At 29.7% G+C, this 25,976-nt stretch carries 20 protein-coding genes and 1 riboswitch; of the genes, 15 read left to right on the forward strand and 5 right to left on the reverse strand.

The features are described from left to right. The first annotated feature begins 21 nt into the window (after positions 1-21). Positions 22-119: riboswitch (purine riboswitch) on the forward strand. 146 nt (positions 120-265) lie between these two features. Together guaB and guaA are read left to right on the forward strand one after the other, a co-directional pair. Then, entirely contained in the window at positions 266-1,723 is a 1,458-nt protein-coding gene (gene guaB / locus CSPA_RS02190) for an IMP dehydrogenase (RefSeq protein WP_015390589.1), read from the forward strand. Positions 1,724-1,907: 184 nt separating this feature from the next. Beyond that, complete coding sequence (gene guaA, locus CSPA_RS02195; protein ID WP_015390590.1) at positions 1,908-3,449, forward strand: glutamine-hydrolyzing GMP synthase; 1,542 nt, start codon at positions 1,908-1,910, stop codon at positions 3,447-3,449. A gap of 695 nt (positions 3,450-4,144) precedes the next feature. Here guaA and CSPA_RS02200 read toward each other — a convergent pair. Genes CSPA_RS02200 through CSPA_RS02210 form a run of 3 tightly spaced genes read right to left on the reverse strand, consistent with a single transcriptional unit; the run spans position 4,145 to position 6,884 of the window. Further along, entirely contained in the window at positions 4,145-4,936 is a 792-nt protein-coding gene (locus tag CSPA_RS02200; protein WP_015390592.1) for an SGNH/GDSL hydrolase family protein, read from the reverse strand. Between the two features lie 15 nt (positions 4,937-4,951). Beyond that, positions 4,952-5,956, reverse strand: coding sequence for an ABC transporter permease (locus CSPA_RS02205; protein ID WP_015390593.1), 1,005 nt, complete (start codon positions 5,954-5,956; stop codon positions 4,952-4,954). Between the two features lie 16 nt (positions 5,957-5,972). After that, positions 5,973-6,884 carry an ABC transporter ATP-binding protein gene (locus CSPA_RS02210; RefSeq protein ID WP_015390594.1) on the reverse strand — a complete coding sequence of 304 codons (912 nt, stop codon included), beginning with the start codon at positions 6,882-6,884 and terminating at the stop codon, positions 5,973-5,975. 226 nt (positions 6,885-7,110) lie between these two features. On the opposite strand from CSPA_RS02210, the gene CSPA_RS02215 reads away from it, so the two are divergent. The 5 genes from CSPA_RS02215 (at position 7,111) to CSPA_RS02235 (ending at position 13,084) form a co-directional block, all read left to right on the forward strand. Continuing rightward, complete coding sequence (locus tag CSPA_RS02215; RefSeq protein WP_015390595.1) at positions 7,111-7,527, forward strand: FliH/SctL family protein; 417 nt, start codon at positions 7,111-7,113, stop codon at positions 7,525-7,527. A 338-nt stretch (positions 7,528-7,865) separates the two neighbouring features. Further along, positions 7,866-9,215 (forward strand): glucose-6-phosphate isomerase, encoded by a 1,350-nt coding sequence (locus tag CSPA_RS02220; protein WP_015390596.1) that lies wholly within the window; start codon positions 7,866-7,868, stop codon positions 9,213-9,215. Between the two features lie 5 nt (positions 9,216-9,220). Beyond that, positions 9,221-9,652, forward strand: coding sequence for a YaiI/YqxD family protein (locus tag CSPA_RS02225; RefSeq protein ID WP_015390597.1), 432 nt, complete (start codon positions 9,221-9,223; stop codon positions 9,650-9,652). Between the two features lie 204 nt (positions 9,653-9,856). Then, positions 9,857-12,217 carry a triple tyrosine motif-containing protein gene (locus CSPA_RS02230; RefSeq protein ID WP_015390598.1) on the forward strand — a complete coding sequence of 787 codons (2,361 nt, stop codon included), beginning with the start codon at positions 9,857-9,859 and terminating at the stop codon, positions 12,215-12,217. 54 nt (positions 12,218-12,271) lie between these two features. Then, positions 12,272-13,084 (forward strand): lytic transglycosylase domain-containing protein, encoded by an 813-nt coding sequence (locus CSPA_RS02235; RefSeq protein WP_017810850.1) that lies wholly within the window; start codon positions 12,272-12,274, stop codon positions 13,082-13,084. Positions 13,085-13,489: 405 nt separating this feature from the next. Here the strand turns inward: CSPA_RS02235 and CSPA_RS02240 are convergent, their stop codons facing one another. Continuing rightward, entirely contained in the window at positions 13,490-14,206 is a 717-nt protein-coding gene (locus CSPA_RS02240) for a pseudouridine synthase (protein ID WP_015390600.1), read from the reverse strand. 196 nt (positions 14,207-14,402) lie between these two features. Beyond that, a complete protein-coding gene (locus CSPA_RS02245) occupies positions 14,403-15,068 on the reverse strand; it encodes an NAD(P)H-dependent oxidoreductase (protein WP_015390601.1) in 666 nt (221 codons plus the stop codon). A gap of 135 nt (positions 15,069-15,203) precedes the next feature. Here CSPA_RS02245 and CSPA_RS02250 point away from each other — a divergent pair, with 135 nt between their 5' ends. The 8 genes from CSPA_RS02250 (at position 15,204) to CSPA_RS02285 (ending at position 25,947) form a co-directional block, all read left to right on the forward strand. Further along, on the forward strand, positions 15,204-15,548 hold the full coding sequence (locus tag CSPA_RS02250; protein WP_015390602.1) for a winged helix-turn-helix transcriptional regulator: 345 nt from the start codon (positions 15,204-15,206) through the stop codon (positions 15,546-15,548). Positions 15,549-15,671: 123 nt separating this feature from the next. Beyond that, positions 15,672-16,106, forward strand: coding sequence for a MarR family winged helix-turn-helix transcriptional regulator (locus CSPA_RS02255; RefSeq protein ID WP_015390603.1), 435 nt, complete (start codon positions 15,672-15,674; stop codon positions 16,104-16,106). 61 nt (positions 16,107-16,167) lie between these two features. Beyond that, complete coding sequence (locus tag CSPA_RS02260) at positions 16,168-16,389, forward strand: NifU family protein (RefSeq protein ID WP_015390604.1); 222 nt, start codon at positions 16,168-16,170, stop codon at positions 16,387-16,389. Positions 16,390-16,775: 386 nt separating this feature from the next. Further along, a complete protein-coding gene (locus CSPA_RS02265; protein ID WP_015390606.1) occupies positions 16,776-18,413 on the forward strand; it encodes a methyl-accepting chemotaxis protein in 1,638 nt (545 codons plus the stop codon). Between the two features lie 274 nt (positions 18,414-18,687). Then, positions 18,688-22,026, forward strand: coding sequence for a UvrD-helicase domain-containing protein (locus CSPA_RS02270; protein WP_015390607.1), 3,339 nt, complete (start codon positions 18,688-18,690; stop codon positions 22,024-22,026). A gap of 40 nt (positions 22,027-22,066) precedes the next feature. Then, positions 22,067-24,058: an NAD-dependent DNA ligase LigA gene (gene ligA / locus CSPA_RS02275; RefSeq protein WP_015390608.1), complete on the forward strand. Its 1,992-nt coding sequence runs from the start codon at positions 22,067-22,069 to the stop codon at positions 24,056-24,058. 3 nt (positions 24,059-24,061) lie between these two features. Continuing rightward, positions 24,062-24,337, forward strand: coding sequence for a hypothetical protein (locus CSPA_RS02280; RefSeq protein ID WP_015390609.1), 276 nt, complete (start codon positions 24,062-24,064; stop codon positions 24,335-24,337). A gap of 113 nt (positions 24,338-24,450) precedes the next feature. Further along, on the forward strand, positions 24,451-25,947 hold the full coding sequence (locus tag CSPA_RS02285) for an ABC transporter substrate-binding protein (protein ID WP_015390610.1): 1,497 nt from the start codon (positions 24,451-24,453) through the stop codon (positions 25,945-25,947). The last annotated feature ends 29 nt before the right edge of the window (positions 25,948-25,976 follow it).

Raw genomic sequence — 25,976 nt, forward strand, 5'->3', positions numbered from 1 at the left:
TTATAATAATTTTAATTCAAAAACATAAAATATTTAAAAGCTTATATATACCTTGAATATGGCAAGGAGTATCTACCGGAAACCGCAAATTTCTGACTATAAGTGATATTGGTATAGGATAAGACTAAGGTTTTATTGGCATATTAACATCACTTTTGAGGTTAATGTGCTTTTTTTATATATAAAAATAATATAAAAATGCAAGAAAAAAATCATTAATAATTTAAAATGAAATAAATAAATCAAAAACTGGGGAGGATTCATAATGGCAAAAATAATTAAGACAGCATATACTTTTGATGATGTATTATTAGTACCTAACAAATCTGAAATATTACCAAGGGAAGTAAGTACAAAGACAAAGTTAACTAAGACAATAGAGTTAAATATTCCTTTAATGAGTGCAGGAATGGACACAGTAACTGAATCAAAAATGGCGATTGCTATGGCAAGAGAAGGCGGAATCGGAATTATACATAAAAATATGACTATCGAACAACAAGCCAAAGAAGTAGATAGAGTTAAGAGACAAGAAAATGGTGTTATTACAGATCCTATATATTTATCACAAGATCACCTTATTCAAGATGCAGAAAATTTAATGGCTCAATATAGAATATCAGGAGTTCCTATAACTACTGAAGAAGGAAAATTAATCGGAATAATAACTAATAGAGATATAATTTTTGAAACAGATTTTCAAAGAAAAATTTCAGAAGTAATGACTAAAGAAAATTTAATAACTGCATCTGAAAGTACTACTGTAGAAGAAGCTAAAGAAATATTAAAAAAACATAAAGTTGAAAAATTACCTTTGGTTGATGAGAACGGAATCTTAAAGGGATTAATCACAATGAAAGATATCGAAAAGGTGAGGAAATTCCCAAATGCAGCTAAGGATAGTAAAGGTAGATTATTATGTGGGGCAGCAGTAGGGGTTACTGGAAACATGATGGAAAGAATTGATGCTTTGGTTAAAGCGCAAGTTGATGTTGTTACACTTGACACAGCTCACGGACATTCAAAGGGTGTTTTAGATGCAGTAACACAAATTAAGAAGGCTTACCCAGAACTTCAAGTAATAGCAGGAAATATTGCAACGGCTGAAGCTACAGAAGATTTAATAAAAGCTGGAGCTGATTGTGTTAAAGTTGGTATTGGACCAGGATCAATTTGTACTACAAGAGTTGTAGCAGGAGTTGGAGTTCCTCAATTAACAGCAGTTATGGATTGTGCGGAAGTTGGTAGAAAGTACGGAATTCCTGTAATTGCAGATGGTGGACTTAAATATTCAGGAGATATAGTTAAGGCATTAGCTGCTGGAGCTTCTGTAGCAATGATGGGGTCATTATTTGCAGGTTGTGATGAAGCACCAGGAGAAATGGAAATATATCAAGGAAGAAGTTACAAGGTTTATAGAGGAATGGGTTCTCTAGCGGCTATGGAATGCGGATCAAAGGATAGATATTTCCAAGAAGGAAATAAAAAGCTAGTTCCAGAAGGCGTTGAAGGAAGAGTAGCATATAAAGGTCTTGTTTCAGATACTATATTCCAATTATTGGGCGGAATTAAATCAGGATTAGGATATTTAGGATCGAAAAACTTTGATATTTTATATGAAACAGCTAATTTTGTAGTTCAAACAGCTTCAGGTCAAAGAGAAAGTCATCCACATGACATTAATATTACTAAAGAAGCACCAAATTATAGTGTAGGACAATAATAAAATGCACAGTTTACAATGAAGAATAAACCACTCATGTGAACTGTGCATTACTTAATTTTGTTAAGTATAAACCATTTATTATTATGTATATAAAATTCAATATAAAGATTGCTATAATTTATTGATAAAAACTATTAGATAGTTAATAATAGAAGGTATAAGATTAGTTTAGGAGGATAACATGGATAGAGAGTTAGTTTTAGTCGTTGATTTCGGCGGCCAATATAATCAATTAATAGCGAGAAGAGTAAGGGAATGCGGAGTATATTGTGAAGTTCATCCTTATAATTTAAGTATTAATGAGATAAAAGAAATGAATCCAAAGGGAATTATCTTTACAGGTGGGCCTAATAGCGTATATGGTGAAGATTCTCCTTTATGCGATAAAGCTATTTTTGAAATAGGAGTACCTATCCTTGGCATATGTTATGGATCTCAACTTATGTCTCATATGCTTGGAGGAAAAGTTGCAACAGCACCTGTAAGCGAGTATGGGAAAACAAAAGTTAATGTAAATGTAGAATCTAAGCTTTTTAATGGTGTATCACTTGAAACGATTTGCTGGATGAGTCATACTGATTACATAGAGAAGGAACCAGAAGGATTTAAAGTAACAGCACAAACTCCAGTGTGCCCAGTTGCGGCTATGGAATGTGAAGCTAAAAATTTATATGCAGTTCAATTCCATCCAGAAGTTATGCATACACAAGAAGGTACAAAGATGCTTTCAAACTTTGTATTTAATGTTTGTGGGTGCAGTGGAGATTGGAAAATGGATTCTTTTATTGAAAAGACAATTGAAGAAGTACGTGAAAAAGTCGGTAATGGGAAAGTACTATGTGCATTGTCTGGTGGAGTTGATTCATCTGTAGCTGCAGTATTACTTTCAAGAGCTGTTGGAAAGCAGTTGACATGTGTATTTGTCGATCATGGATTACTTCGTAAAAATGAAGGTGATGAAGTTGAAGCAGTATTTGGACCTAATGGTCAATATGATTTAAATTTCATACGTGTAAATGCACAAGAAAGATTTTATGAAAAGTTAGCTGGAGTAGAAGAGCCAGAGCAAAAGAGAAAAATCATTGGAGAAGAGTTTATAAGAGTATTTGAAGAGGAAGCTAAAAAAATAGGAGTAGTTGATTTTCTTGTACAAGGAACTATTTATCCAGATGTAATTGAAAGTGGACTTGGAAAGTCAGCAGTTATAAAATCACATCATAATGTTGGAGGACTTCCTGATTATGTTGATTTTAAAGAGATAATAGAACCACTTAGATTATTATTTAAAGATGAAGTACGTAAGGCAGGACTTGAACTTGGCATACCTGAAAAATTAGTATTCAGACAACCTTTCCCAGGACCTGGACTTGGAATACGTATCATTGGAGAAGTAACAGCTGAAAAAGTCAAAATAGTTCAAGAAGCAGATGCAATTTATCGTGAAGAAATTGCAAAAGCAGGTATTGATAAAGAAATTGGCCAGTATTTTGCAGCTCTTACTAACATGCGTTCAGTAGGTGTTATGGGAGATGAAAGAACATATGATTATGCAATTGCTCTTCGAGCTGTAACTACAAGTGATTTCATGACTGCAGAATCTGCAGATCTTCCATGGGAAGTACTTGGAAAGGTAACAACTAGAATTGTAAATGAAGTAAAAGGGGTAAATCGTGTAATGTATGATTGTACAGGAAAACCTCCAGCTACTATTGAATTTGAATAAAATATAAATATAATTTAAAATGAGAAAGCCTATTTTACAGTGTTTATTATGATTAATAACTTGTAAAATAGGCTTAATTGTATGCTACAAAAGATTATAATTATTATATAGAGGATGTAATTTTATAATAAAAGAAATAATTATTTTAATTATAATCCAATGATGATATAATAATGGTAGTTTTCCGTATAGATCGGTACGGTGGTTTCCACCACCTTGGGCTGTTAGAAATAATAGTCTAAGGGGGTGGTATTAGATTGTGATAGTTGGCGTGTTAATAGTATCAATATTAATATTATTAGTAATATTAATTAATAGAGCACTAAGAAGTAACTCAAAAAGTTGCGAGTTTAATCTCGAGGTTAACATAAAAGGTTTTAAAATAAATTTTAAGACAACAGAAAAGAACGCCCCATCCGATCAAGAGTAAGCGTTCATTTTCTAACCAATAAAATCTAATAGCCCTAAAACTAAAAAACGTTCTAGGATTAGCTTAATGTTGACGCATTAAGCTTTTCTTAATTATTATACTGATAACAATATAATAATATAACAATATATTTATATTATATCATATAAACTGAAAAATAAAACAAATGTATGATATTTGTTGAACATATATTATACATTAACTTATTTGGATAATTGTTTGATTATATACTACAAAGGTAAAGATAAATCAAATAAATTGATAATTAAGCTTTATAATTTTTTAAAGCTTCAACTATTCTATTAGATATAGCTTCGTATCCAGAACTATTTGGATGAAAATTATCTACTGTTAAATAATTTTGTAAATTATATTTAAATAGATCATAAGTTGGTATAAAAATAGCATTTGAGTCTAGCGATACAAGCTGTTGGCTTTGATAGTTCCAATCATTTAAAATACTAACTTTATCTGGTGTAAGATCCTTTCCGAAAGGATTATATAGCCCGATAAAAATTACCATGGATGATGGGTTGTTATCTCTTATTATTTTAAAGGTAGCTTTTAAATTGCTTAAATAGGTATCTTCAATATTTTTTATTTTTGTTGTAGATGATGTTATATCCATATTTTTTAGCTTGCTTATCTCATTACCACCTATAGATATGAAGATTATAGATGAACCTTTGATATAGGATATATTTTGAGGATTTTGCACTATATTTAATAATTCACTGGATACATCTCCGTTTACAGCTAGGTTATTTATTTTAATTTCTTTTGGTGTTTTACTTTTCCAATAATCTGAGAAGTAACCAGAAAAGCCAAGTCCTTTTTCATCTCCAGTTCCTTTTGCTAGAGAATCTCCAAGAACTAATATGTTATATAAGTTCGAATTCAATTCATTAGTTTCTTTAGGAGGTTCAATATCAGTATGCGTTATTTCTTTAGGAGGTGCAGAACTTATTGACAATGCTGTTAAAAAGCCTGTAATTAATGTAACGGTAGATATTATGGATAGTAATAAAATTAGTTTCCAGCGTAAGTTTTTTAACATTTTAATCGCCTCCTTTTAAACTAATACATCCTGTTTAGTAAATACAGCAAAACTTATAATAAAAGCACATATGCCCCAGGTTAAAAGTACTAAAGTGCTAAAAAGTAAGGACATTCCAGGTATAGGTGTATATGAACCAGTAAGATATTGTGGCAGATTTAAATTTATGACAAAGAAATATTTTACTATGGGCCAGTCGGCTAAAAATAATTGAAGAAAACCTCCTCCAATTAATGTGGCCATCATTATGCCAATGGATGTAGCTGTATTTCTAACTAAAACAGAAACCATAAATGAAACTGTTCCAACAATAATTGATACAAACCAGCCAAGTGAATAAACAAGAATTACATATTGTAATTGAGTTACTTTTATAACGTTTGAAGTATCTAATATGCCAGAACTTGAATTAAAACCAGTTGCTATGGGCTCGTATAAGCCCCAATTATTAAATAAGAAGCCTGAGATTAAAAGGGATAATACTCCCATTTCTAAAATCACCAGTGAAAACAAAATTACAAGTGCTATATATTTGCTAAGGAGGATTTTCCATCTAGGTGTAGCTCTTGTTAACAGTACTTTGATAGTTTTTGCAGAAAATTCACCACATACACTATCTCCAGCTAATATTATTATTAGTAAAGGAAGGAGTACAAATATGGATTGCTCCATTAACTTTACTGTGAATTTTGCAGCACTTGGAGTAATAGGGTTTATATTATTGTCTAAATAATATTGATTCTGTTGAATCTTAATATTAATAGATGCTTTACTTGCTTCTGGAGTATCTGGTCTATTAAGTCTATTTTTTAAATCTTGTATTTGCTGTTTTTGTAATGACTGCCAGTCGATATTTTCAGTTTGATTAGTTGTTTTCATATATTTATCTATAGTATTTTTGTATTGATAATTCTGACCATATGAAAAGAGTGAAACTAAAATTAACATGATAGCAGTAATAAGTAACATTTTTCTTCTATATAACATTTTGTTTACTTCATTTTTAATTAATACTAACAAGGATGTCTCCTCCCTTCTAATTGATCATAGTATCTTCTTCTGTTAGAGATAAAAATAAATCTTCAAGAGTTTTATGTTTGGTATTTACGAATTTTATCTTAAGTCCTTCTTTAATTAAAGAAAGGTTAATTTCTTCAAGTTTGGATAAGTCAACTTTTGCTTCAATTCTTCCATCTTTTAAAAAGCCATCTATATTCCAGTTGTTTTTAAGAAACTCAAGCCCTTTTTCGTTATTATTTAAAACAAAGAAAACTTCCTGTTCATTAATGAGTTCTGATACTTTAGAATATTTTATTAAAGTACCATTTTTTACTATAGCAACCTTATCGCACATTAATTCTACTTCAGATATTAAATGACTAGAAATAAGAACAGCTATATTTTCTTTTTTGGAAAGATTTTTTATTATATTTCTAAATTCATTTATTCCTGATGGATCTAAGCCGTTAGTTGGTTCATCTAATATAAGAAGCTTTGGTTTATGGATAAGAGCTTGTGCTAGACCTAATCGCTGTTTCATACCTAAAGAATAAGTAGAAACTTTGTCATTTATTCTATTTTGCATACCAACAAGTTGTATTGCTTTATTAATATCATCAGAGGTAACATTTTTATTCATAGAACCTAGCATTTTTAGATTTTCTAAACCACTTAAATAATTGTACATATCTGGCCCTTCAATTATGCAGCCTACTTGTGACATTGCATTAACATAATCTTTAGTAATGTCATGATTATCAATTAGAATTTTTCCGCTAGTAGGAGAAGACAGTCCAACGATCATTCTTAAAGTTGTGGACTTCCCAGCTCCATTTGGTCCAAGAAAACCTAAAACCTCACCTTCAGTAATTGAAAAACTAATTCCTTTTACTATTTCCTTATTTTTTATCCGTTTACTGACATTATCTAATAATAATACAGGATTCATTCTAAAGCACCTCCTTTTTGTTTTAAATTGCTTAGTAATATTATTGTACATTTAAGAAATTATATTTCAACCAAAAAACGACTTAATTAGAAAAATATTTATGAACATTAATGTTTTCTGTTCAATTCAAGTTATTTTTGTTAAACAATATCAAATATAAGAAATCCGCATAATATGGTAGTAGATAATCGATAAAGATTATTATTAATACAAAGGAGAGAAGAAAATGGGAAACAGAGATGATAGATGCAACAAAAGTTGCAGATCAGACGATAGATGCTGTAGGTGTTGTAGATCAGATGGAAGAGAAAATACAAGTAATTGCAATATTGGTGGAAATATTAATAGACCAAATGGAACTCTTGGTGCACAAGCAAATAGAAGAAATTGTACACTAGGTGCCAATGATACAAGAGGCAGATGTAGATGTAGAAATAATCGTATGGAAGATGCGCTAGAGGATGCATATAATTGCGGATATCAGAATGGATATAATGCAGGCTATCCTCAAGGATTTCAAGATGGACGTACTTTAGGAGCTCAAGAAGGATTTCAACAAGGCTGCAGGGCAGGACAGGAAAAGGCAAAACAAGAAATATTAGCTGGAATAAGAAGAAGATGCTGTTGCTGCAGATGTTGTTAGTGGATCAGATATAAAAATAGAGTTATATTAAATAATATAAAAAGAGGAGGAAACTCCTCTTTTTAAAAATATATTTTATAAATATCAGTGTTAAATACTTAACAATCAATTCGTTTTGATTTCCTTTTGAAATCTTTTATGTTTTTTATAATTCTTTTTACAAAAGAATATCTAATAAAATTAGGGTAAAAATATTATTTATGAACATAATAAACCTATTGATAATAAAAATCTGTATATATTGATAAAAAATTTAAACATAGGCAAAGATTGTTCTAATTTATGATATAATTAAAAAAGTAACAATATTTTTAACTATATGGAGGTAAGATATAGAGATGAGTAAAAGTATATCATTAGATTTATCAAAAGTTGCACCTTATTTAAACATGACTGAAATTGATTATATGGAGGAAATGGTTAAAAGTGCTCATGATAAATTACATAATGGAACAGGAGCAGGAAATGACTTTTTAGGATGGATCGATCTACCAGTAAACTATGATAAAGATGAATTTGCTAGAATTAAGAAGGCAGCAGAAAAAATTAAATCTGATTCAGAAGTTTTAATAGTAGTTGGAATTGGAGGATCATATCTTGGTGCTAGAGCAGCAATTGAAATGTTAACTAATAATTTTCATAATGCACTAGACAATGACAAGAGAAAAGCTCCTAAAATTTTTTATGTAGGAAATAATATAAGCTCAACATATATGGCAGAATTACTACAAGCAATTGAAGGTAAAGATGTAAGTGTAAATGTAATTTCAAAATCAGGAACTACAACTGAACCAGCAATTGCATTTAGAATTTTAAGAACATATTTAGAAAATAAGTATGGAGTAGATGAAGCTAGAAAGAGAATTTATGCTACAACTGATAAGGCTAAGGGAGCATTAAAGACTTTAGCAGATGCTGAAGGTTATGCTAGCTTTGTAGTTCCAGATGATATTGGAGGAAGATTCTCTGTATTAACAGCAGTTGGATTATTACCAATAGCAGCAGCTGGAATTGATATTGATGAAATGATGAAAGGTGCTGCTGATGCAAGAGAAGTTTATTCAAATCCATCTCTTAATGAAAATGATGCTTATAAGTATGCAGCAGTTAGAAATGCTTTATATAATAAAGGAAAGACAATTGAATTATTAGTAAACTACGAACCATCTCTTCACTATTTCAATGAATGGTGGAAACAATTATTTGGAGAATCAGAAGGTAAGGACAATAAGGGATTATTCCCAGCAGCTGTTGACTTTAGTACAGATCTTCATTCAATGGGGCAATATGTTCAAGAAGGAAGAAGAATTCTTTTTGAAACAGTTATTAACGTAGAAAAGGCTAAATATGAAATTAATATAGAAGAAGCTGATAATGATTTAGATGGATTAAACTTTTTAGCAGGAAAAACTATGGATTTTGTTAATAAGAAAGCTTTCCAAGGAACTGTATTAGCTCATAATGATGGTGGAGTTCCAAACATGATAGTAAATGTTCCTGAAATTTCAGCATATTATTTTGGATATATGGTTTACTTCTTTGAAAAGGCTTGTGGAATTAGCGGATATCTTTTAGGTGTAAATCCATTTAATCAACCAGGAGTTGAAGCTTACAAGAAAAATATGTTTGCGCTTTTAGGAAAACCAGGTTATGAAGATGTTAAAGCAGAATTAGAAAAGAGACTTTAATCTAAATGAAGATTATAATTGATGGAGATGCTTGTCCAGGCATCTCCATTATTGAAAAAGTAGCTAAAACCTATGAGGTGCCAGTAATAATTTATTGTGATATAAATCATTTTATTCAAAGTGATTATTCAGAAGTTAAAATTGTAGATAGTGGATTCCAAAGTGTTGATATGTATGTGATGAATGAAACAAAGCAAGGAGATATTATTGTTTCTCAAGACTATGGAGTTGCTGCAATATGTCTATCAAAAAAAGCAAAAGTCATAAATCCTAAAGGCTATATTTATGATGAACAGAATATTGATAGGCTATTAGAAGAACGACATATATCACAGAAAATAAGAAAAGGAGGGGGGAAGACCTCCAATCCTAAGAAAAGAACTGAAGATGATAACTTGAGACTAGAAAAGAATTTAATAAGAATTATAAGAGAATAATTATGTGTTTGAAGCTTAATTTTATAGGCTTCTTTTTTTTATTTACTAAAATTATAGGTTAAAATCTAATTGTAAAAAAAATTTAATAATCAAACATGATATAATTAAAATAAAAATTAACTGAAGTTATTTACAAATAATGGTAAAATGTATAATATAGTATTAAGGTGGTTTTGAAAATGTGTATGAAGGGAGTATTTATTTATGGAGGAACTTCAGTTAAAGTATGTTGAGATAGCTTTTGATAAAAAAGCACCCCAAGAAGTTGATACTGAAATTAATATATCGGGAAGAATAGAAAATGCACTAGAGGAGTTAGAATATAAATTTATTGTTGGTAAGGGTGGCCTTTGGAATACTATTCAAGAATTTTCAGATAAGAATGAGTGCATATGGAAACCTAAAGAAGAAGGAGAGTACATGGTTATGATACAAGCTAGAGAAAAGGATGGTAAAAAACCATTAGATTATTTGGCTAAGGAGGAGTACTATATACTTAAAGGAGAGGTGACTGATACTATGCATAAAGAAGTATCTATTGAAACAGCGGTAAATGCAGAAGAAGTGAATATAGAGTATAGAGATATTGTAGATAAAGAGCAAGATAATTTATTAGTATTAGATACTGCAGAATCCACTAGTGACAACGATAAATTTAAAGAAGCAATAACTAATAAAGATGATAATTTAGTGTTATTTAACGTTAAGGAACTTACTAAAGCTGAAAAAGACATTTTAATAGGAAATGCTGAAACAAAACAAGGTGAAATTTCACCAAATGATAAAGAAGTAATTAATGAAAATGAAATTAATTCAGGAAATGTATCTAACATTATACATGAAATTATAATTGACAAGGATGAAATTTCTGTTGGGGATAAGTGTTCTATTGAAGTGATCACTAATAATGAAGAAGCATACTTATATAGAATTTATGCCAAAAGATATAATGAGTGGAGCATAGTTAGAGATTATGATACAAGTAATCTTTTTAAATATACAGCCAATGAACAAGGTGAAAAGGAATTTTTAATTCAATGTAAGAGGATGGAATCTACTGAGAGTTTTGAAGATTATAGAGTTATAAAAATAAACGTTAAAGCTTCAATAAAAATAGAAATAACGAATTTTAAGTGTTTGAGTAAATTATTGTTAGTTGGTGAAAAACTTGAATTTTTAGTGGAAACTAATGTTGAAAAGACTTTAGATAATAATGATCAAGTGTTACTATATAAATTTTATAAAATATTTAAAGATGGAAAGGCTATTTGCATTCAAGATTACTCAACGAAAAATCATGTTTATTATAAGGAAACTCAAGCAGGAAGTTATAGGATTCTGTGTCTTGCAAAAAGTATATTTTCAAATAAAGAATATGATGATAGGGCTATTTTAGTTTATAGTGTAAAACCGTATAAGGAGGTTAAGATTAATAGCTTTGTAGCTAATTATAATTCTCCACAGGTAACTGAAACTGAAATAAAGTTTAGTTCTGAAGTGCAAGGAGGAACTAATCTACAATATAGATATAGAGTTAATGGTACGATAGAATATGATACAGGTTATACTGAAAAGAATGAATTTACTTGGACGCCAATTGAAGCGGGAGAATATGAAATTATATTGTCTGTAAAAGATGCAAGCTATAAAGAAGAGTATGAAGACATTAAGAAAATAGCATTTACTATTGAAAAAAAAGGTAAAACACCAGTGAAAATTCTTGATGTGGTAGTTGATAAGGAAAAGAAAATTATTACTGGAGAGCCAGTTAACATAATGGTAAATGCAGAAGGTGGAACACATCTTCAATATGCTTTTACAATTAGAAAAGATAAGCGAAGGCTGGAAGGTGGAGAATTTAATAAAGCAAATTGGATTAATTTTATTCCAAAACAAGTTGGAGAATATGAAGTTGAAATAATGCTTAAAGATAGATACTCTGATAAGCCCTATGATGCGCATACAGTTGTATATTTGAAGGCGATGGAGTATTTGCCTGGAGAGATAGATTATATAATTATGCCATATAAAGAAACGCATTTAATTGGTGAACCTATAGAGTTTGAATGTATTATACAAAATACTCAAAATGTTTTAGTGAAATATGAAACAAAAATTAATGGTAACTCTGTTGAGAAAACAGAATTTTCAAGAAATAAAAAATTGAGATTTACTCCTAAGATTGTAGGGAAGTATACGATAGAGGTTTATGCAAAAAATTTAAAATGTAAAAATGAATATGATTCAAAGAAAGAAATCAGTTTATATGTAAGTGAAGCACCACCTGTAATAGAAACTAAAATTATAGCTAATAAATTAGAAGCTAATGTCAATGAAGAATTGACTTTTGAAGTTATAAGCAGAGGTGGGAAAGATGTTTGCTATGAATTTTATTTGATGGAAAATAATGAATGGAGAAAAGTTCAAGCCTATAGTAGGAAGCATTATTATAGCTTTATTCCATTTATTCAAGGTAAGCATAAAATTTTAGCACTCGCAAAGAGTTATTATAAAAAGGCAAGTTATGAAGATTATGATGAAATAACTTTTTATGTTAAAGGTTAATAAAAAATGTTCGAAAATAATCATAAGAAAAAATTTGGAGGAAGGTTATTTAAAATGGCGATAAATGGTGTTAATCAACTCTCAAATGAGCAATTATTAGCAATGAGCATGGCGGGAAATGGACAATTAACTAATGATGGTACTAGTTCAAGTGATTCAGCTAATGATGAAAAAAATGTGGCATTTGAAATGATGATGAAGAACTTGACAGATTCATCAAAAAAAACAATGCAAAATAATGTTAATAAAATTACTGATAATAAGGCAAATACTGATAAAAAAGATGCCAAGGCAGAAAGTTCTGATTCGCAGGATAAAAGCAGTGAAAGTGAAGTTAAGGCATCAAGAGTAGGTCAAACATATTTGACAGGCCAAAAGTTAGAAGATATACCTATGGTGTTGAGAAATGGATATGCTAATTACGCAGGCTCTAAATCTTTATTGGCAAATAGAAGTGATGCAGATCTTAAGAAAATATATAGTGCAGTGGATTCGGCAGCTCAAAAATATGGTGTGGATTCAAATTTGATTTTAGCTATTATTAAACAAGAATCTGATTTTAATCCAAATGACACATCTGGTGTAGGCGCTGCAGGATTGATGCAAATTATGCCTGAAAACTTTTCGAGTTTAGGTATTACGAATCAATATGATGTAAATCAAAATATTAATGGTGGAACTAAGTTGTTCAAAGAATATTTAGATCAATATGGTGGAAGTATAGAAATGGCACTTATGGCTTATAATGGTGGCCCTGGAACTATGCAAAAAAGAGGAGTTTTATCGGCAAATGATTTATATAAAATGCCAAAAGAAACTCAAAACTATGTTCCTAAGGTTATGGGATATTATAGAAATGGGGTTTAATTTCTAATTGATAATTAGAATAATATTAGACAATTAGAAATTACTTTTAATGAATAAAAAAAATCATTTTGTTAAACAAAATGATTTTTTTTATTCATTAAAAATATTAATACCAATAATTATGAAATATATCAAATAATTTATATATGAACATGAATTACTAGTTTTATACAGCGCTAGTAAATGTTTACATCGACGAAAATAAAAAACGCAACCCTTGGGGCTAGGTTGCGCTTTAGCAATAAGCAATAAGCAATAAATAAAAAGGGGGCTATATATTCCTTTTATTTATCCTTGCATATTAATTATAGGGTATTGTGCAGGGAAATGCAAGTAATTTAATAAAAAATATGATTTTTTTTTGTGAAAATGAATTATTTTATTGCAAAAATAATTTAATATTCGTTAATAGCTTCTTAAAAGGCTTAATTCATCATCAGTTAATTCACGATATTCGCCTTCTTCTAAAGTAGGATCCAATAGAAGACCACCAAATTCTTCTCTTTTAAGGTAAACTACTTTTTTATCAACAGCTTCAAACATTCTTTTTACTTGATGATATTTACCTTCTTGTATTGTCACTCTGATGTCTGAGCCATTATCATCGTTAGATAGAATTTCAAGCTTTGCCTCCATACATTTATAACCGTCATCTAAAGTAATACCATTTTTAAAAGCAGCAACATCTTTTTCATCTACTTTTTTATCAATTTTTGCATAATATACTTTGTCAACATGCCATTTAGGAGCTATTAATCTATGATTAAGTTCACCATCGTTTGTTAACAGTAATAATCCAACAGTATCTTTATCTAATCTGCCAACTGGAAATGGCTCAAATACTTGATGTTCTAATTCTAATAAGTCAATTACAGTCTCATCTTTGTTATCATGAGTTGCAGAAATCACTCCATCAGGTTTATTCATCATAAGATATATGTATTTGCGGTATAATATTTGTTCACCGTTTATTTTTATAATGGATTTTTCTGGGTCAACAAGCATTCCATTATCCTTTACTATTACACCGTCAACTTCTATAATGCCTTTTTTTGCAAAAGACTTAACATCTTTTCTACTTCCATATCCTAAATTAGAAATTATCTTATCCAATCTTTCCAAAGAATTCACTCCAATCTATAAATTTTAATGCATACACACTAAGCTATAGTACGTTAATTTTACCATAGTAGTAAATAGATTAACACAGAGACAAGTGATTTATCAAATGTATTTACTAATAATTATAAAAAAGTCATGGTTATATAATTAATCATGACTTAATTGTAATAAAGTTTAAATTTTATATATTATGGGATTAAATCCATTGCACAATATTATCTAAAGTTTGTCTTGTTTTTTGATATGGTTCTTGGACTCTATATCCGAAGCCAGCCATTACTGATACTCCAAAATGTTCAGCATCTAAAATACCGTCTTCTTGAAGAATTTTTTCAACTTCGTTTATATTAAAGCCTTCAATAGGGCAAGAATCTATTCCTAAGAAAGCAGCAGTAGTAAGCATGTTTGCTAAAGCTATGTAAGTTTGCTTGCTGGCCCAATCGTAAAGGGCTCTATCATTTTCTAATAAATTAAAATCATTTTTTTGGAATTTTTCAAATGCAGCTCTCTTACCAGCAGCTACTTCGTTGGGGAGTTTTTGAACTTCAGACATTATATTAGTAATGTATTCAGAACTATAGAGTGTATCAATTTTTTTACGTGCAAGTATAATTACAAAATGACTAGCTCCATCTAGACTATTTTGTGCACCCCATGATACAGGAAATAGTTTTTTTCTAAGTTTTGAATCTTGTATTATAAGAAACCTCCATGGTTCAAAGCCGAATGAACTTGGAGAAAGTCTGCCAGCTTCTAATATTGTATTAAAATCTTCCGTAGGAATTACCTTCGTAGAATCGAATTTTTTACAAGCATGACGAAATTGAAATGCATCTATTATCTGTTGATTTTTATTATTCATTTTTTAAAACCACCTTTCATTGATTGTAAATTAAGATTAGCACAACCATCTATTATATTGAAGTACGCACATTTTTGATATATGATATACATATAGTTACCTAAGTATCTTTTTTTATACTAAGGGGGTGAAAAAATGAAAGAAGAAGTTGTAGATTCAGATTGCCAGAATATTCAATGTCCTGTAGAGACAACATTAAACATACTTAGTGGTAAGTGGAAAGGGATTATTTTATATCGCTTATTAGGTGGGAGAAAGAGATTTAATGAACTGAAGCGTTTAATGCCAAAGGTAACTCATAGGACATTAACTTTACAATTGCGAGAACTAGAGAGAGATGGGGTTATAAAACGGACAGTATATGCAGAAGTACCTCCAAGAGTAGAATATGAACTTACAAGGATTGGAGACTCAATGACTCCAATAATTCAAGCTATGTATGATTGGGGAATAAATTATCAATCAGAATTTAAGGTGTAAAAATTTATATATACCGAATATTTTAAGAGTAAGAAGAAAATAATAAAATTCTAAAAAATATATTGACATATAGACAATGTAATTTTATAATTAATTCGTACCCGAACGAACGAGGTGGTAAAAATGAAAAAGAAATGTATTATTGGAAAATTAAATGCACTTAATGAAGCATCAAACAAATTTGTCGTAAAGAAATTAAAAGATGAGCAAATAGCTATATTGCAAAATCATTCTATGCTATTTGAAATTTTACCAGAGGATGGCTCAAAACTTTTATTCAATGAAATTGCAAGTATATGGAAAATATCTAAATCATCTCTATCTGACATAATAAATAAATATGAAAGTCAGGGATTGATAAATAAATGTGTTTGTAGTGAAGATAAAAGAAGTGCTTATATTAGTTTGACTACTGAAGGTTTGTGCATAAAGAAAAAGTTAAAAACTATGGATAAAGAATTTCTAGAGATATTGCTAAAAGATTTTGATGAAGAGCAAAGAAAAGTATTTGAAGATAACATGGATAAAGCTCTTAATAATATAATAAAAATGCTTTAAAAGCATTTTTTTTACATAGATAATTCGTACGCGTACGAAAAAAGAAAGAAGGAATTCAAATATGAAAGAATTAATAGTAAAGTCATTAGATAAAATCAGACCAATTCTTCAAAGAGATGGTGGAGATGTTGAATTGGTAGATGTAAGCGAAGATGGTATTGTAAGTGTTAAGATGCAAGGGGCTTGTGGTAATTGTCCAGGAGCAATGATGACAATAAAAATGATTATTGAAGAGAAGTTAAAGGAAGAAGTTCCAGGAATTAAAAAAGTTATAGGAGTTTAAATTTAATAATTTTAATTAATTTCATAATTTAAGAGAATATTATGATGTTAATGTTTTTTCGAAATATAATTCGTACACGTACGAATTATATTTCGAAAGGGATTCGTTTCGGGTACTAAATTAAAATGTAAAGATTATAATACTAATTTTAACATAAAACACTTAGATTTTTGGGAGGCAGTGATGTGCTTGATTATATAATAAGAAGATTAGTTTCGAATTTTGTTTTAATAATAGCAATAATAACTTTAATTTATGCGTCTTATTTTACATACGATTCAACATATATTTCCTATGCATATGAAATGTATAATAAAAAAGTCCGATTAGGTTGCTAGTTAAATATAATGAATGATTTAAATACTAAAATTTTGAGGTGATATGATATGCTTAATTCTATAAGGAAAAGACTGATTTTTAATTTTGTTTTAATGGCAGCAATAATAATTTTTATTTGTACATCTTTTTTTACATACGAAATGATAAGTGGGATAGAAAATCAAATGAAGGCAGATGGAATTACTTTAGCCAATAACATAGGAGCAAATATTGAAAAAGCAGGAATAAAGAATATTGATAAAATACAAGATATAATTGACGGAATATATGAACGTGCAGATGGTCAGCTATGGTATGTTGGAGTAGTGTCTAGAGATAAAATTCTTGTTGCAGGAACATCAAAGGATTCTATTGGACAGAAAATTGATTCTGGAGAATTGGACAACGAATTTCAAGGTAAAACAATTGGTAGTATCTACGAATGGAAAGGAACTCCAGCGTATAATGTAGGAGTGCCAATTAAGGATGGAAATAATATAGTATATGTTCTTTCAGTTGGAATTTCTATAGATAATATGCAGAAGACTATTAGAAATACAATTATGGAAAGTATAATTTATGCTATAGCACTACTAATTATAGCTGCTATTGCAGGAACAATTATAGGAAGACGAGTTGCTAAACCTATAGAAAGCATTAAAGATACCGTTGAAAAAATAGGTAAAGGAGATTTAACTGCTGAATATAAAGTTTCAGGTAAAGATGAAATAGGCACCCTTGCAGCGGTTAGTAAAGAAACTACAAAAGGATTTAGAGAACTTGTTAGAAAAACTAAAGTAATATCAGAAAGCTTAAGTAATTTATCTGGAAATATTAAAGAGGGTGGAACTACAGTAGCATTATCTAGTGAAGAAATTGCCGCTTCAGTGACAAGCGTATCTCAAGAGGGCATAAAGCAAGCAGAGGCCTTAGAAGGTGCAGTTACTTTATTAGAAGGTTTTTCAAAGGATTTAGATAATGTTCAAAATGAATTGAAACTGTTAGCTGAAGTTGGGAATGATATAAAGACGGATACAAATGTAGGAGCAGATACTATAAATAAATTAGCAACTACTATTGATGAGATGTTCGATTCATTTTTAATTGCAAGGAATAAAGTGGGAAATTTAGATAAGACTATATCACAAATTAACTCCATAGTTGATGTTATAAATGGTGTGGCTAAACAAACTAATCTTTTAGCATTAAATGCATCTATTGAAGCAGCAAGAGCAGGTGATGCTGGAAAAGGATTTTCGGTAGTTGCAGAAGAAATAAGAAAATTAGCAGAAGAGGTTTTAAAATCATCAAAAAGCATAACTCAATTAATAAATGCTGTAATGAAAGAAAACAAAGAAGTCTTTAATACAACAGAACTTGTAACTAAAATAGTAGAAGAAAGCAAAAATGATATTGGTAATGTAACAACTTCATTTAAAGAAGTTATTAAAAAAGTTAATGATATTCCTAGAGAAATTGATAAAGTTAGTGTGGTACTTCAAGGAACTATGGTAGGTAGAAATGAGATTTTAGATACTGTAGAGAATATAGCTTCAAAATCACAAGAAATTTCAGCATTATCTGAAGAGGTAACAGCTTCTACAGAAGAGCAGGCAGCTATAACAAATGAATTAGCTCTAACTTCAAAGAAATTAGTTAATATAGCAACTGTATTAGAAAGAAGTATTGCAAATTTTAATGTGTAATATCTAACTTCAAAATAGAAAAATTTTAATTAATAATAGGAGAGTATATGAAACTATTAAAAAATTTACACTTGATATTAATTTATCAGGTGTTTTTTGTATTTTATGCATATTATTGAAGTTTAGGAATAGAGAGGCTTATAAAATTTATGTTCATTAAATATGAATGGTAAATAATAAATATAGATGGAATTAAATTTTGTATGCTGTAATGATTTAAATATTAATAGTTATGATATAATATTTAAGGAATTGGTAAAGGAGGACTAAGTTAATGGATTTAAAATCATTACTTAATAAAGAACAGTATGAAGGGGCAACTACAATTGATGGGCAGGTACTTATATTAGCTGGAGCAGGTTCTGGTAAGACAAGAGTTTTAACTCATAGAATTGCTCATATGATTGAGGACTTAAATATTGCGCCATATAGTATATTAGCTATCACTTTTACAAATAAGGCTGCAAAGGAAATGAAGGATAGAGTTAAGGCTCTTATTGGTGAACAGGCTGAAAACATGTGGATATCCACTTTCCATTCAACATGTGTTAGGATTTTAAGAAGAGAAATAGATAAGATAGGCTACAAAAGCAGCTTTACAATATATGATAGTTCAGACCAAAAAATATTAGTAAAAGAGTGTATGAAAACTTTAAATATTAATGATAAGGATATAACTGAGCAAGAGATATTAGGAAAGATAGGAAAAGCAAAGGATAATATGCAAGGGACTCGAAGCTATATGTTAGAAAATGAAGCTAACTTTAGGGAAAAGAAAATTGCAGATGTCTACGAAATGTATCAAAAAAGGCTGAAGGAAAACAATGCCTTAGATTTTGATGATCTTATATTTAAAACTGTTGAATTGTTCAAAAATAATCCTGATGTTTTAGAATTTTATCAAAATAAATTTAAGTATATTATGGTGGATGAATATCAAGATACAAATGGAGCACAATATCAATTGGTAAAATTGCTTGCTTCAAAATATAAGAACATATGTGTTGTGGGCGATGATGATCAATGTATGGTTGAAGGAACATTAGTATCAGCAGAGGGTAAGGATATAAAAATAGAAGAATTAAATAAAGATGATTTGATTCAAGTTGCTGCAGGAAATGGAGAAACATGTTTATTGCCTGTTAGTGAGATAAGCAAGAGAAGATATTCAGGTGACATAATAAGGCTAACTACAAGCGGCGGAAAAGTGATAAAGGCAACTCCAAATCATTTATCTTTTGGAAGAATAGTATTAGATGATGAAAAATATTATGTATATTTAATGTATAAGAAAAATTTTGGCTACAGAATAGGTCAAACTTCTTCGATAAGAAGCAGAAAAGGCAGTGAAGCTAGTGGGTTAGCAGTAAGACTAAATGGAGAACAGGCAGATAAGATGTGGGTAATAAAGGCTTGTCCTTCAAAAGGAGAAGCATCTTATTATGAACAATATTATTCTGTTAAATATGGAATACCAACAATGGTATTCAACTCAAGAGGCAGGAATATAACTGTTTCTCAAGATCAGATAGAGAGATTATTTAAAGAAATTGATACTGTATCTGCTGCAGAAAGATTAATGGACGAAGAATATTTATATAAGGAATATCCTCATCACTTAAGTGGTGCAGTAATAAGAGGCGAATCAATTAGAAAAAGAATTAATTTAAGCTTTTTTGGAGGAAAGAAATCTATTCAAAGAGGACTTTATTCTCATAGGATAGGATTAAATTCTTCAGGAGAAGAGTTTAAAGAAAAATTCATAGAAGCTGGATTTAATGTTAGAGATGGTAAGAGAAACACATATAGAGTGGAGACAGAACGAGCTTTATATGATGAAGCAGAAGAATTTGTGAAAAAGTTAAGCGGGGTAGAAGAAGAGTTTGAAATACTAAGAAAAGCAAAACTTACAGAAAATAATAACTTTATGTTTATGCCTATTGGAAGTTTTAAAGAAGGCATGTCTATTGCTGTATATAATAATGGAGTAATTGAAGAAGATGTTGTAGCTTCTGTTGAGATAGAACAATATGATGGTTATGTTTATGATTTAAATATCAACGACGCAAGGAATTACATTGCTAATAATGTTGTGGTTCATAATTGTATTTATCAATGGAGAGGTGCTGATATTAAAAATATACTAGACTTCGAAAAAGATTATCCAGGAGCAAAGGTAATAAAATTAGAGCAAAATTATAGATCTAAGGGTAACATATTAAATGCTGCAAATGTTGTAATTGTTAATAACTCAAACAGAAAGAGTAAAGTACTAAGAACTGAACAAGAAGAAGGAAATAAGATAAAGATATATAGAGCTTATGCAGATAGTGATGAAGGTGATTTTGTTGGAAAACAAATTCAAGACCTTAAGAATAAGCAAGGTAAAAACTATAATGATTTTGCTATTCTATATAGAACAAATGCTCAATCGAGAATTTTTGAAGAAAGTTTTAGAAGAAAAGGAATCCCTTATAAAATTGTAGGGGGTACAAGATTCTATGATAGAAAAGAAATAAAAGATATGTTAGCATATTTAAAAGTTCTTATTAACCCGCAAGATGATATTAGTCTTAAAAGAATTATAAATGTACCTAAGAGAAGCATTGGAGATGCAACTGTATCTAAGGTTCAAGAATTCGCAGGTAATTTTGAACTTAATTTATGGGATGCAATAACTGAAGTTAGAAGCATTCCAACCCTTACAGCTAGAAATGTTTCAACAATAGAACCATTTGTGGAGCTTATGGAAAATCTGATGGATTTAAGTAAAACAATGCCTGTATCAGTATTAATTGAAGCTATTTTGAAAGATACTGGATATATGAAGCAATTACAAGAATCAAATGAGATTGAAGATAAGAGTAGAATTGAAAACTTAAAGGAATTAGTATCTGATGCTGTTGACTTTGAAAAGAGCAGTGAAGATAAATCTTTATCTGCATATTTAGAAAGAGTTTCTTTAGTTCAAGATACTGATAAAATTGAAGAAGAGGATGATGCAGTTGTCCTTATGACAATTCATAGTGCAAAGGGATTAGAATTTCCAGTTGTATTTATGGTAGGTATGGAAAATGGAATATTCCCAGGAATGGCATCCTTTGAAAAAGAATCTGAGATGGAAGAATCAAGAAGATTGTGTTATGTTGGTATAACTAGAGCTAAAGAAATATTGTTTATGACATCAGCTGAAGTTAGAAGAGTGTTTGGAAAAACTGTAGCGTATTCTCAATCAGATTTTATAAATGAAATAAAACCAGAACTTAAGGAATATGTAGGTGTAGAAAAGGCGAATGTTATGAGTAGAGAGAAATTAATGAATAACTCATACAATAATCCACACAGCTTAAGAAATACTATGAGCAGAGGAAATAGTTTTTCAGGAAGCAATGGAACAAGTGCAGTTAGTAGTGGTGTTACTAATGAAGCTGGCTCAGAATATATAACAAGTAATGAAGCAACCCTTGGTAGAAAAGTAATGCATGAAAAATTTGGCAAAGGAACTATTGTTTCAGTTCAAGCTTCAGGTAGTGATAAGAAACTGACAGTAGCTTTTGATAAGCAAGGTGTTAAAACATTAATGCTATCTTTGGCAAAATTAAAAATGATGTAGTTTAAATAATATGTGTAATTTAGATTTGGAGGGCTAGTTAATGGATAAGATTGAAAAAATAAAGGAACTTGTAGAAACATTAAATAGGTATTCCTATGAATACTATTCTCTAGACAGTCCTTCTGTAAGTGATAAGGATTATGATGCGAAATATTACGAACTTCAGGCATTAGAAAATGAAACTGGATTTGTACTTCCTTATTCACCTACATTGAGAGTTGGAGATGTAGTATTAGAAGGATTTAAAAAATATACTCATAAAGCAAAGCTTTGGAGTTTAGATAAAGCACAAAGTATTCAAGAAATAATAGATTGGCATAATAGAAATGTTAAGTTTGTTGAAGAAATGAGAAGCAGAGGGGAGAATTTACCAGATTTAAAATATGTGCTTACAAAGAAATTCGATGGACTTACAATAAACTTAACATATAATAATGAAGGTATACTTGAAATTGCTGCAACAAGAGGAACAGGAAGTATTGGAGAAGAAGTAACAGCTCAGGTAAAAACAATAAAATCAATTCCTCTTAAAATTCAAAGTGGCGATATTTTAGAAGTTCATGGAGAAGCTATAATGACCCAAGAAGCTTTTAATAAATATAATGAAGCTTCAGAAACTCCATTGAAAAATTTAAGAAATGGAGCAGCAGGAGCATTAAGAAATCTTAATGTTAAAGAAACTGCAAGAAGAAATTTGTCAGCATTTTTTTATGATGTTGGATATAAGGAAGGAATTCCTTTTACAACATATCTAGAAATGATGGATTTTATAAAAAAGCAAGGGCTGCCAGTAGATGATTATATTAGAATTTGCACATCTATAGAAGAAATAGAAAAAGAAATTGAATATATAAAAGATATTAGGTTTGACTTGAATTATGATATTGATGGGCTTGTAATCGCAATAGATGACATTAGAACTAGAGAATTATTAGGCTATACAATTAAATTCCCTAAGTGGGCAATAGCATATAAGTTTGAAGCTCAAGAAGCTACTACTAAGCTTTTGGATGTTGAATGGAATGTTGGAAGAAGTGGAAGAGTTGGCCCAACAGCAATACTAGAACCAGTTGAACTTGCTGGAGTTACTGTTAAAAGAGCAACACTTAACAATATGGATGATATAGCAAGAAAAGGTGTTAGAATTGGTGCAGAAGTGTTTGTAAGAAGAAGTAACGATGTTATTCCTGAAATTATGGGAATAGTTCCTGATTCACTGGAAGGTTCTGAAGAAATAAAGGTACCTGAAGTATGCCCAGCATGTGGAAGTCACTTGGTTTTAAATGGTGCACATTACTTCTGTGAAAATACGTTGTCTTGTAAGCCGCAATTAGTTAAGACTATAGTTCATTATGCTTCAAGAGAAGCTATGAATATTGCAGGTTTTTCAGAAAAAACAGCAGAGCAGTTATTTGAAAAACTTAATATTAAAGCTATTTCTGATTTATATAAATTAAAAGAAGAAGAATTAATAGGACTAGAGAAGTTTGGAGCTAAGAAGGCTCAAAATCTTTTAGAAGCTATAGAGAAAAGCAAAGATTGTGATTTAGATGCTTTTATATATGCATTAGGAATACCTAACGTGGGGGCAAAAACTGCAAGAGACTTAGTAAATAGATTTAAGTCTATAGAAGGGTTAAAAAGTGCCACCTTTGAGGAGTTAGTTGAAGTTCAAGATGTAGGAGATATAGTTGCACAAGGTGTAGTGGTATTCTTTAAAGAAGAAAAAGTATTAGAAACAATAGAAGAATTGTTAGCTTTAGGTGTAAATCCTAAATTTATAGAACAAGAAGTTATAGAAAATCCTTTTGAAGGAAAAACTGTTGTTGCTACTGGATCTCTTCAGAATTACTCTAGAACTGAAATAAAAGATAAATTAGAAAGTTTAGGAGCAAAAGTTGCAGGCAGTGTAAGCAAAAAAACAGACTATGTTATAGCAGGAGAAGCGGCTGGATCAAAATTAACGAAAGCACAGGAATTGGGAGTTAAGGTCCTTTCAGAGGAAGAATTTGAAGATTTGTTAAGGGGGTAAAATATGAAAAAATTAGTGAATTTGCTTGGATTTATATCAGCATTTGTAACGAGTATAATAATAATATGTACATTCTTAACAACATATCAATTTCATTTTGTTAATCAAATTTTCAACTCGTATTTACCTATACAGCTTGGAGTATGCATTACAATGGCAATTTTGGGACTTAGATTTATTATTATTGAGACAGGTAAAAAAAGGCTAGTATATGCTGCGTTTAGCTTAGCTATATCTGCTTTCTTGATTTTCTTTATGGTAAATCATCTTATAAAATAGAATTAAAAACTGACTAGAAGTGATTAGAAATTACTTTTTAGTCAGTTTTTTGATTATAATTAAAATTTTATGGACATAATACAAAATATAGAATAGAAGTAAAGGGTGCAATCATGAAGAAATATTTTTTATGTATAATCACATTTAGTTTTATCATTATATTTTGTTTGGGATTTATAAATAAGGAAAACGGAAATGTATCGAATAATACAATGGATGAGACTATAAGTTACGGTATAAATGAAATCCCAGAAGATTTAGAAAAGGTCACAAATCTAACTAAGTATCACGAAGATATTATTTGTGCTGTTAGCAAGGGGTTAGTTTCAAAGGATGAAAATAATAAGATAACACCTATGTTAGCAAGTGATGTTATTAAGGATAAAGATGGCATTCAGTACGAATTTAAACTTAGAGATGATATTTTTTGGAGTGATGGTAGTAAAATAACACCTAAGGATATAGCAGAATTTTTCAAAGAATTATTAAAAGAAGAAGATGAAAAAAATATTCAAGCTTTGTTAAATGTATATGGGGCAAAGGAATTTAAAGAAGGAAAAGTTGTTTTCGAAAAAGGTGTGGCAATAAATGAAACTGATAATTCTATTATTATTAGACTAAATAAAAAAGATGATGATTTTTTAAATGAACTAACGAAACCACAGTATAGGCTTAGAAAGTATTTGATAATGTGGAGAGCTATACAAAATAATTGCAATAAATTAGTTTACTCGGGAGATTATAAAATTGATTCTATTAATAAAGATAAAATTGTGTTAAAAAGTAATAGCAATGAAGCTAAGATAGGAAATATAAATATATTTAGCGATAATAGTGTTGAAGCATCAATGGCATCATATGAAGTTAATGAAAGAGATATAGTAATAAATCCTCCGGAAACGGAACTTAGCAAGTTACTTGAAGAAAAGAAATTAATAACAATTCCAAAGTCAAATGCAACCTATCTAGTTTTTAATAGCAAAAATAATGCCATTCCACTTCAAGGTAGAAGAGAAATTTATAATGACATATGTAAAGCAATGGAAGCTTATCAAAATGCTAATAATAAAGAGTTTGATCTGGCTGAAGGAAGTTTTTTTAGAGAAGATAAGCAGGATTTGACTAAGTTACAGGCAAGGAAAGTTGTAAGTAATAAAGAAGGTTCCTGGGATAAGCCTAAAATATTAACAATATTATGCGAAGATTCTAATGAAAACAGAATTATATGTAGAAGTATTCAAACATGGTTTAAGGAAAATACTAATATAACAGTAAAATATAGTTTGGTGAAAGATGAGTTTGAAGATCAAGAGTTAAAAAAAAGATATGATATGCTTTTAGTTGACAATGATGCGAATGAATCCAAAAAACAAAACTTTTATCTGAATTTTAAGGAATATTTATCAGATAATCAAAATAAGCTTTTAGAAAAATCAATTAATGTTAAACAAAATCAAGATTTTTCTAATTTAGAGGAAGATTTATTTGATAATTATAATATACTTCCTTTAGTTTTTTATAATGAAAATATAGCTATTTCTGATAAAGCTGGTAAATTAAAAGTTGATGGAAATGGCAATATAGACTTTTCTTCAATAAATAGTAATTAAATATATTCACCTAACAATATATATCAGGC

The organism is Clostridium saccharoperbutylacetonicum N1-4(HMT), assembly GCF_000340885.1.
Taxonomy (GTDB): Bacteria; Bacillota; Clostridia; order Clostridiales; family Clostridiaceae; genus Clostridium; species Clostridium saccharoperbutylacetonicum.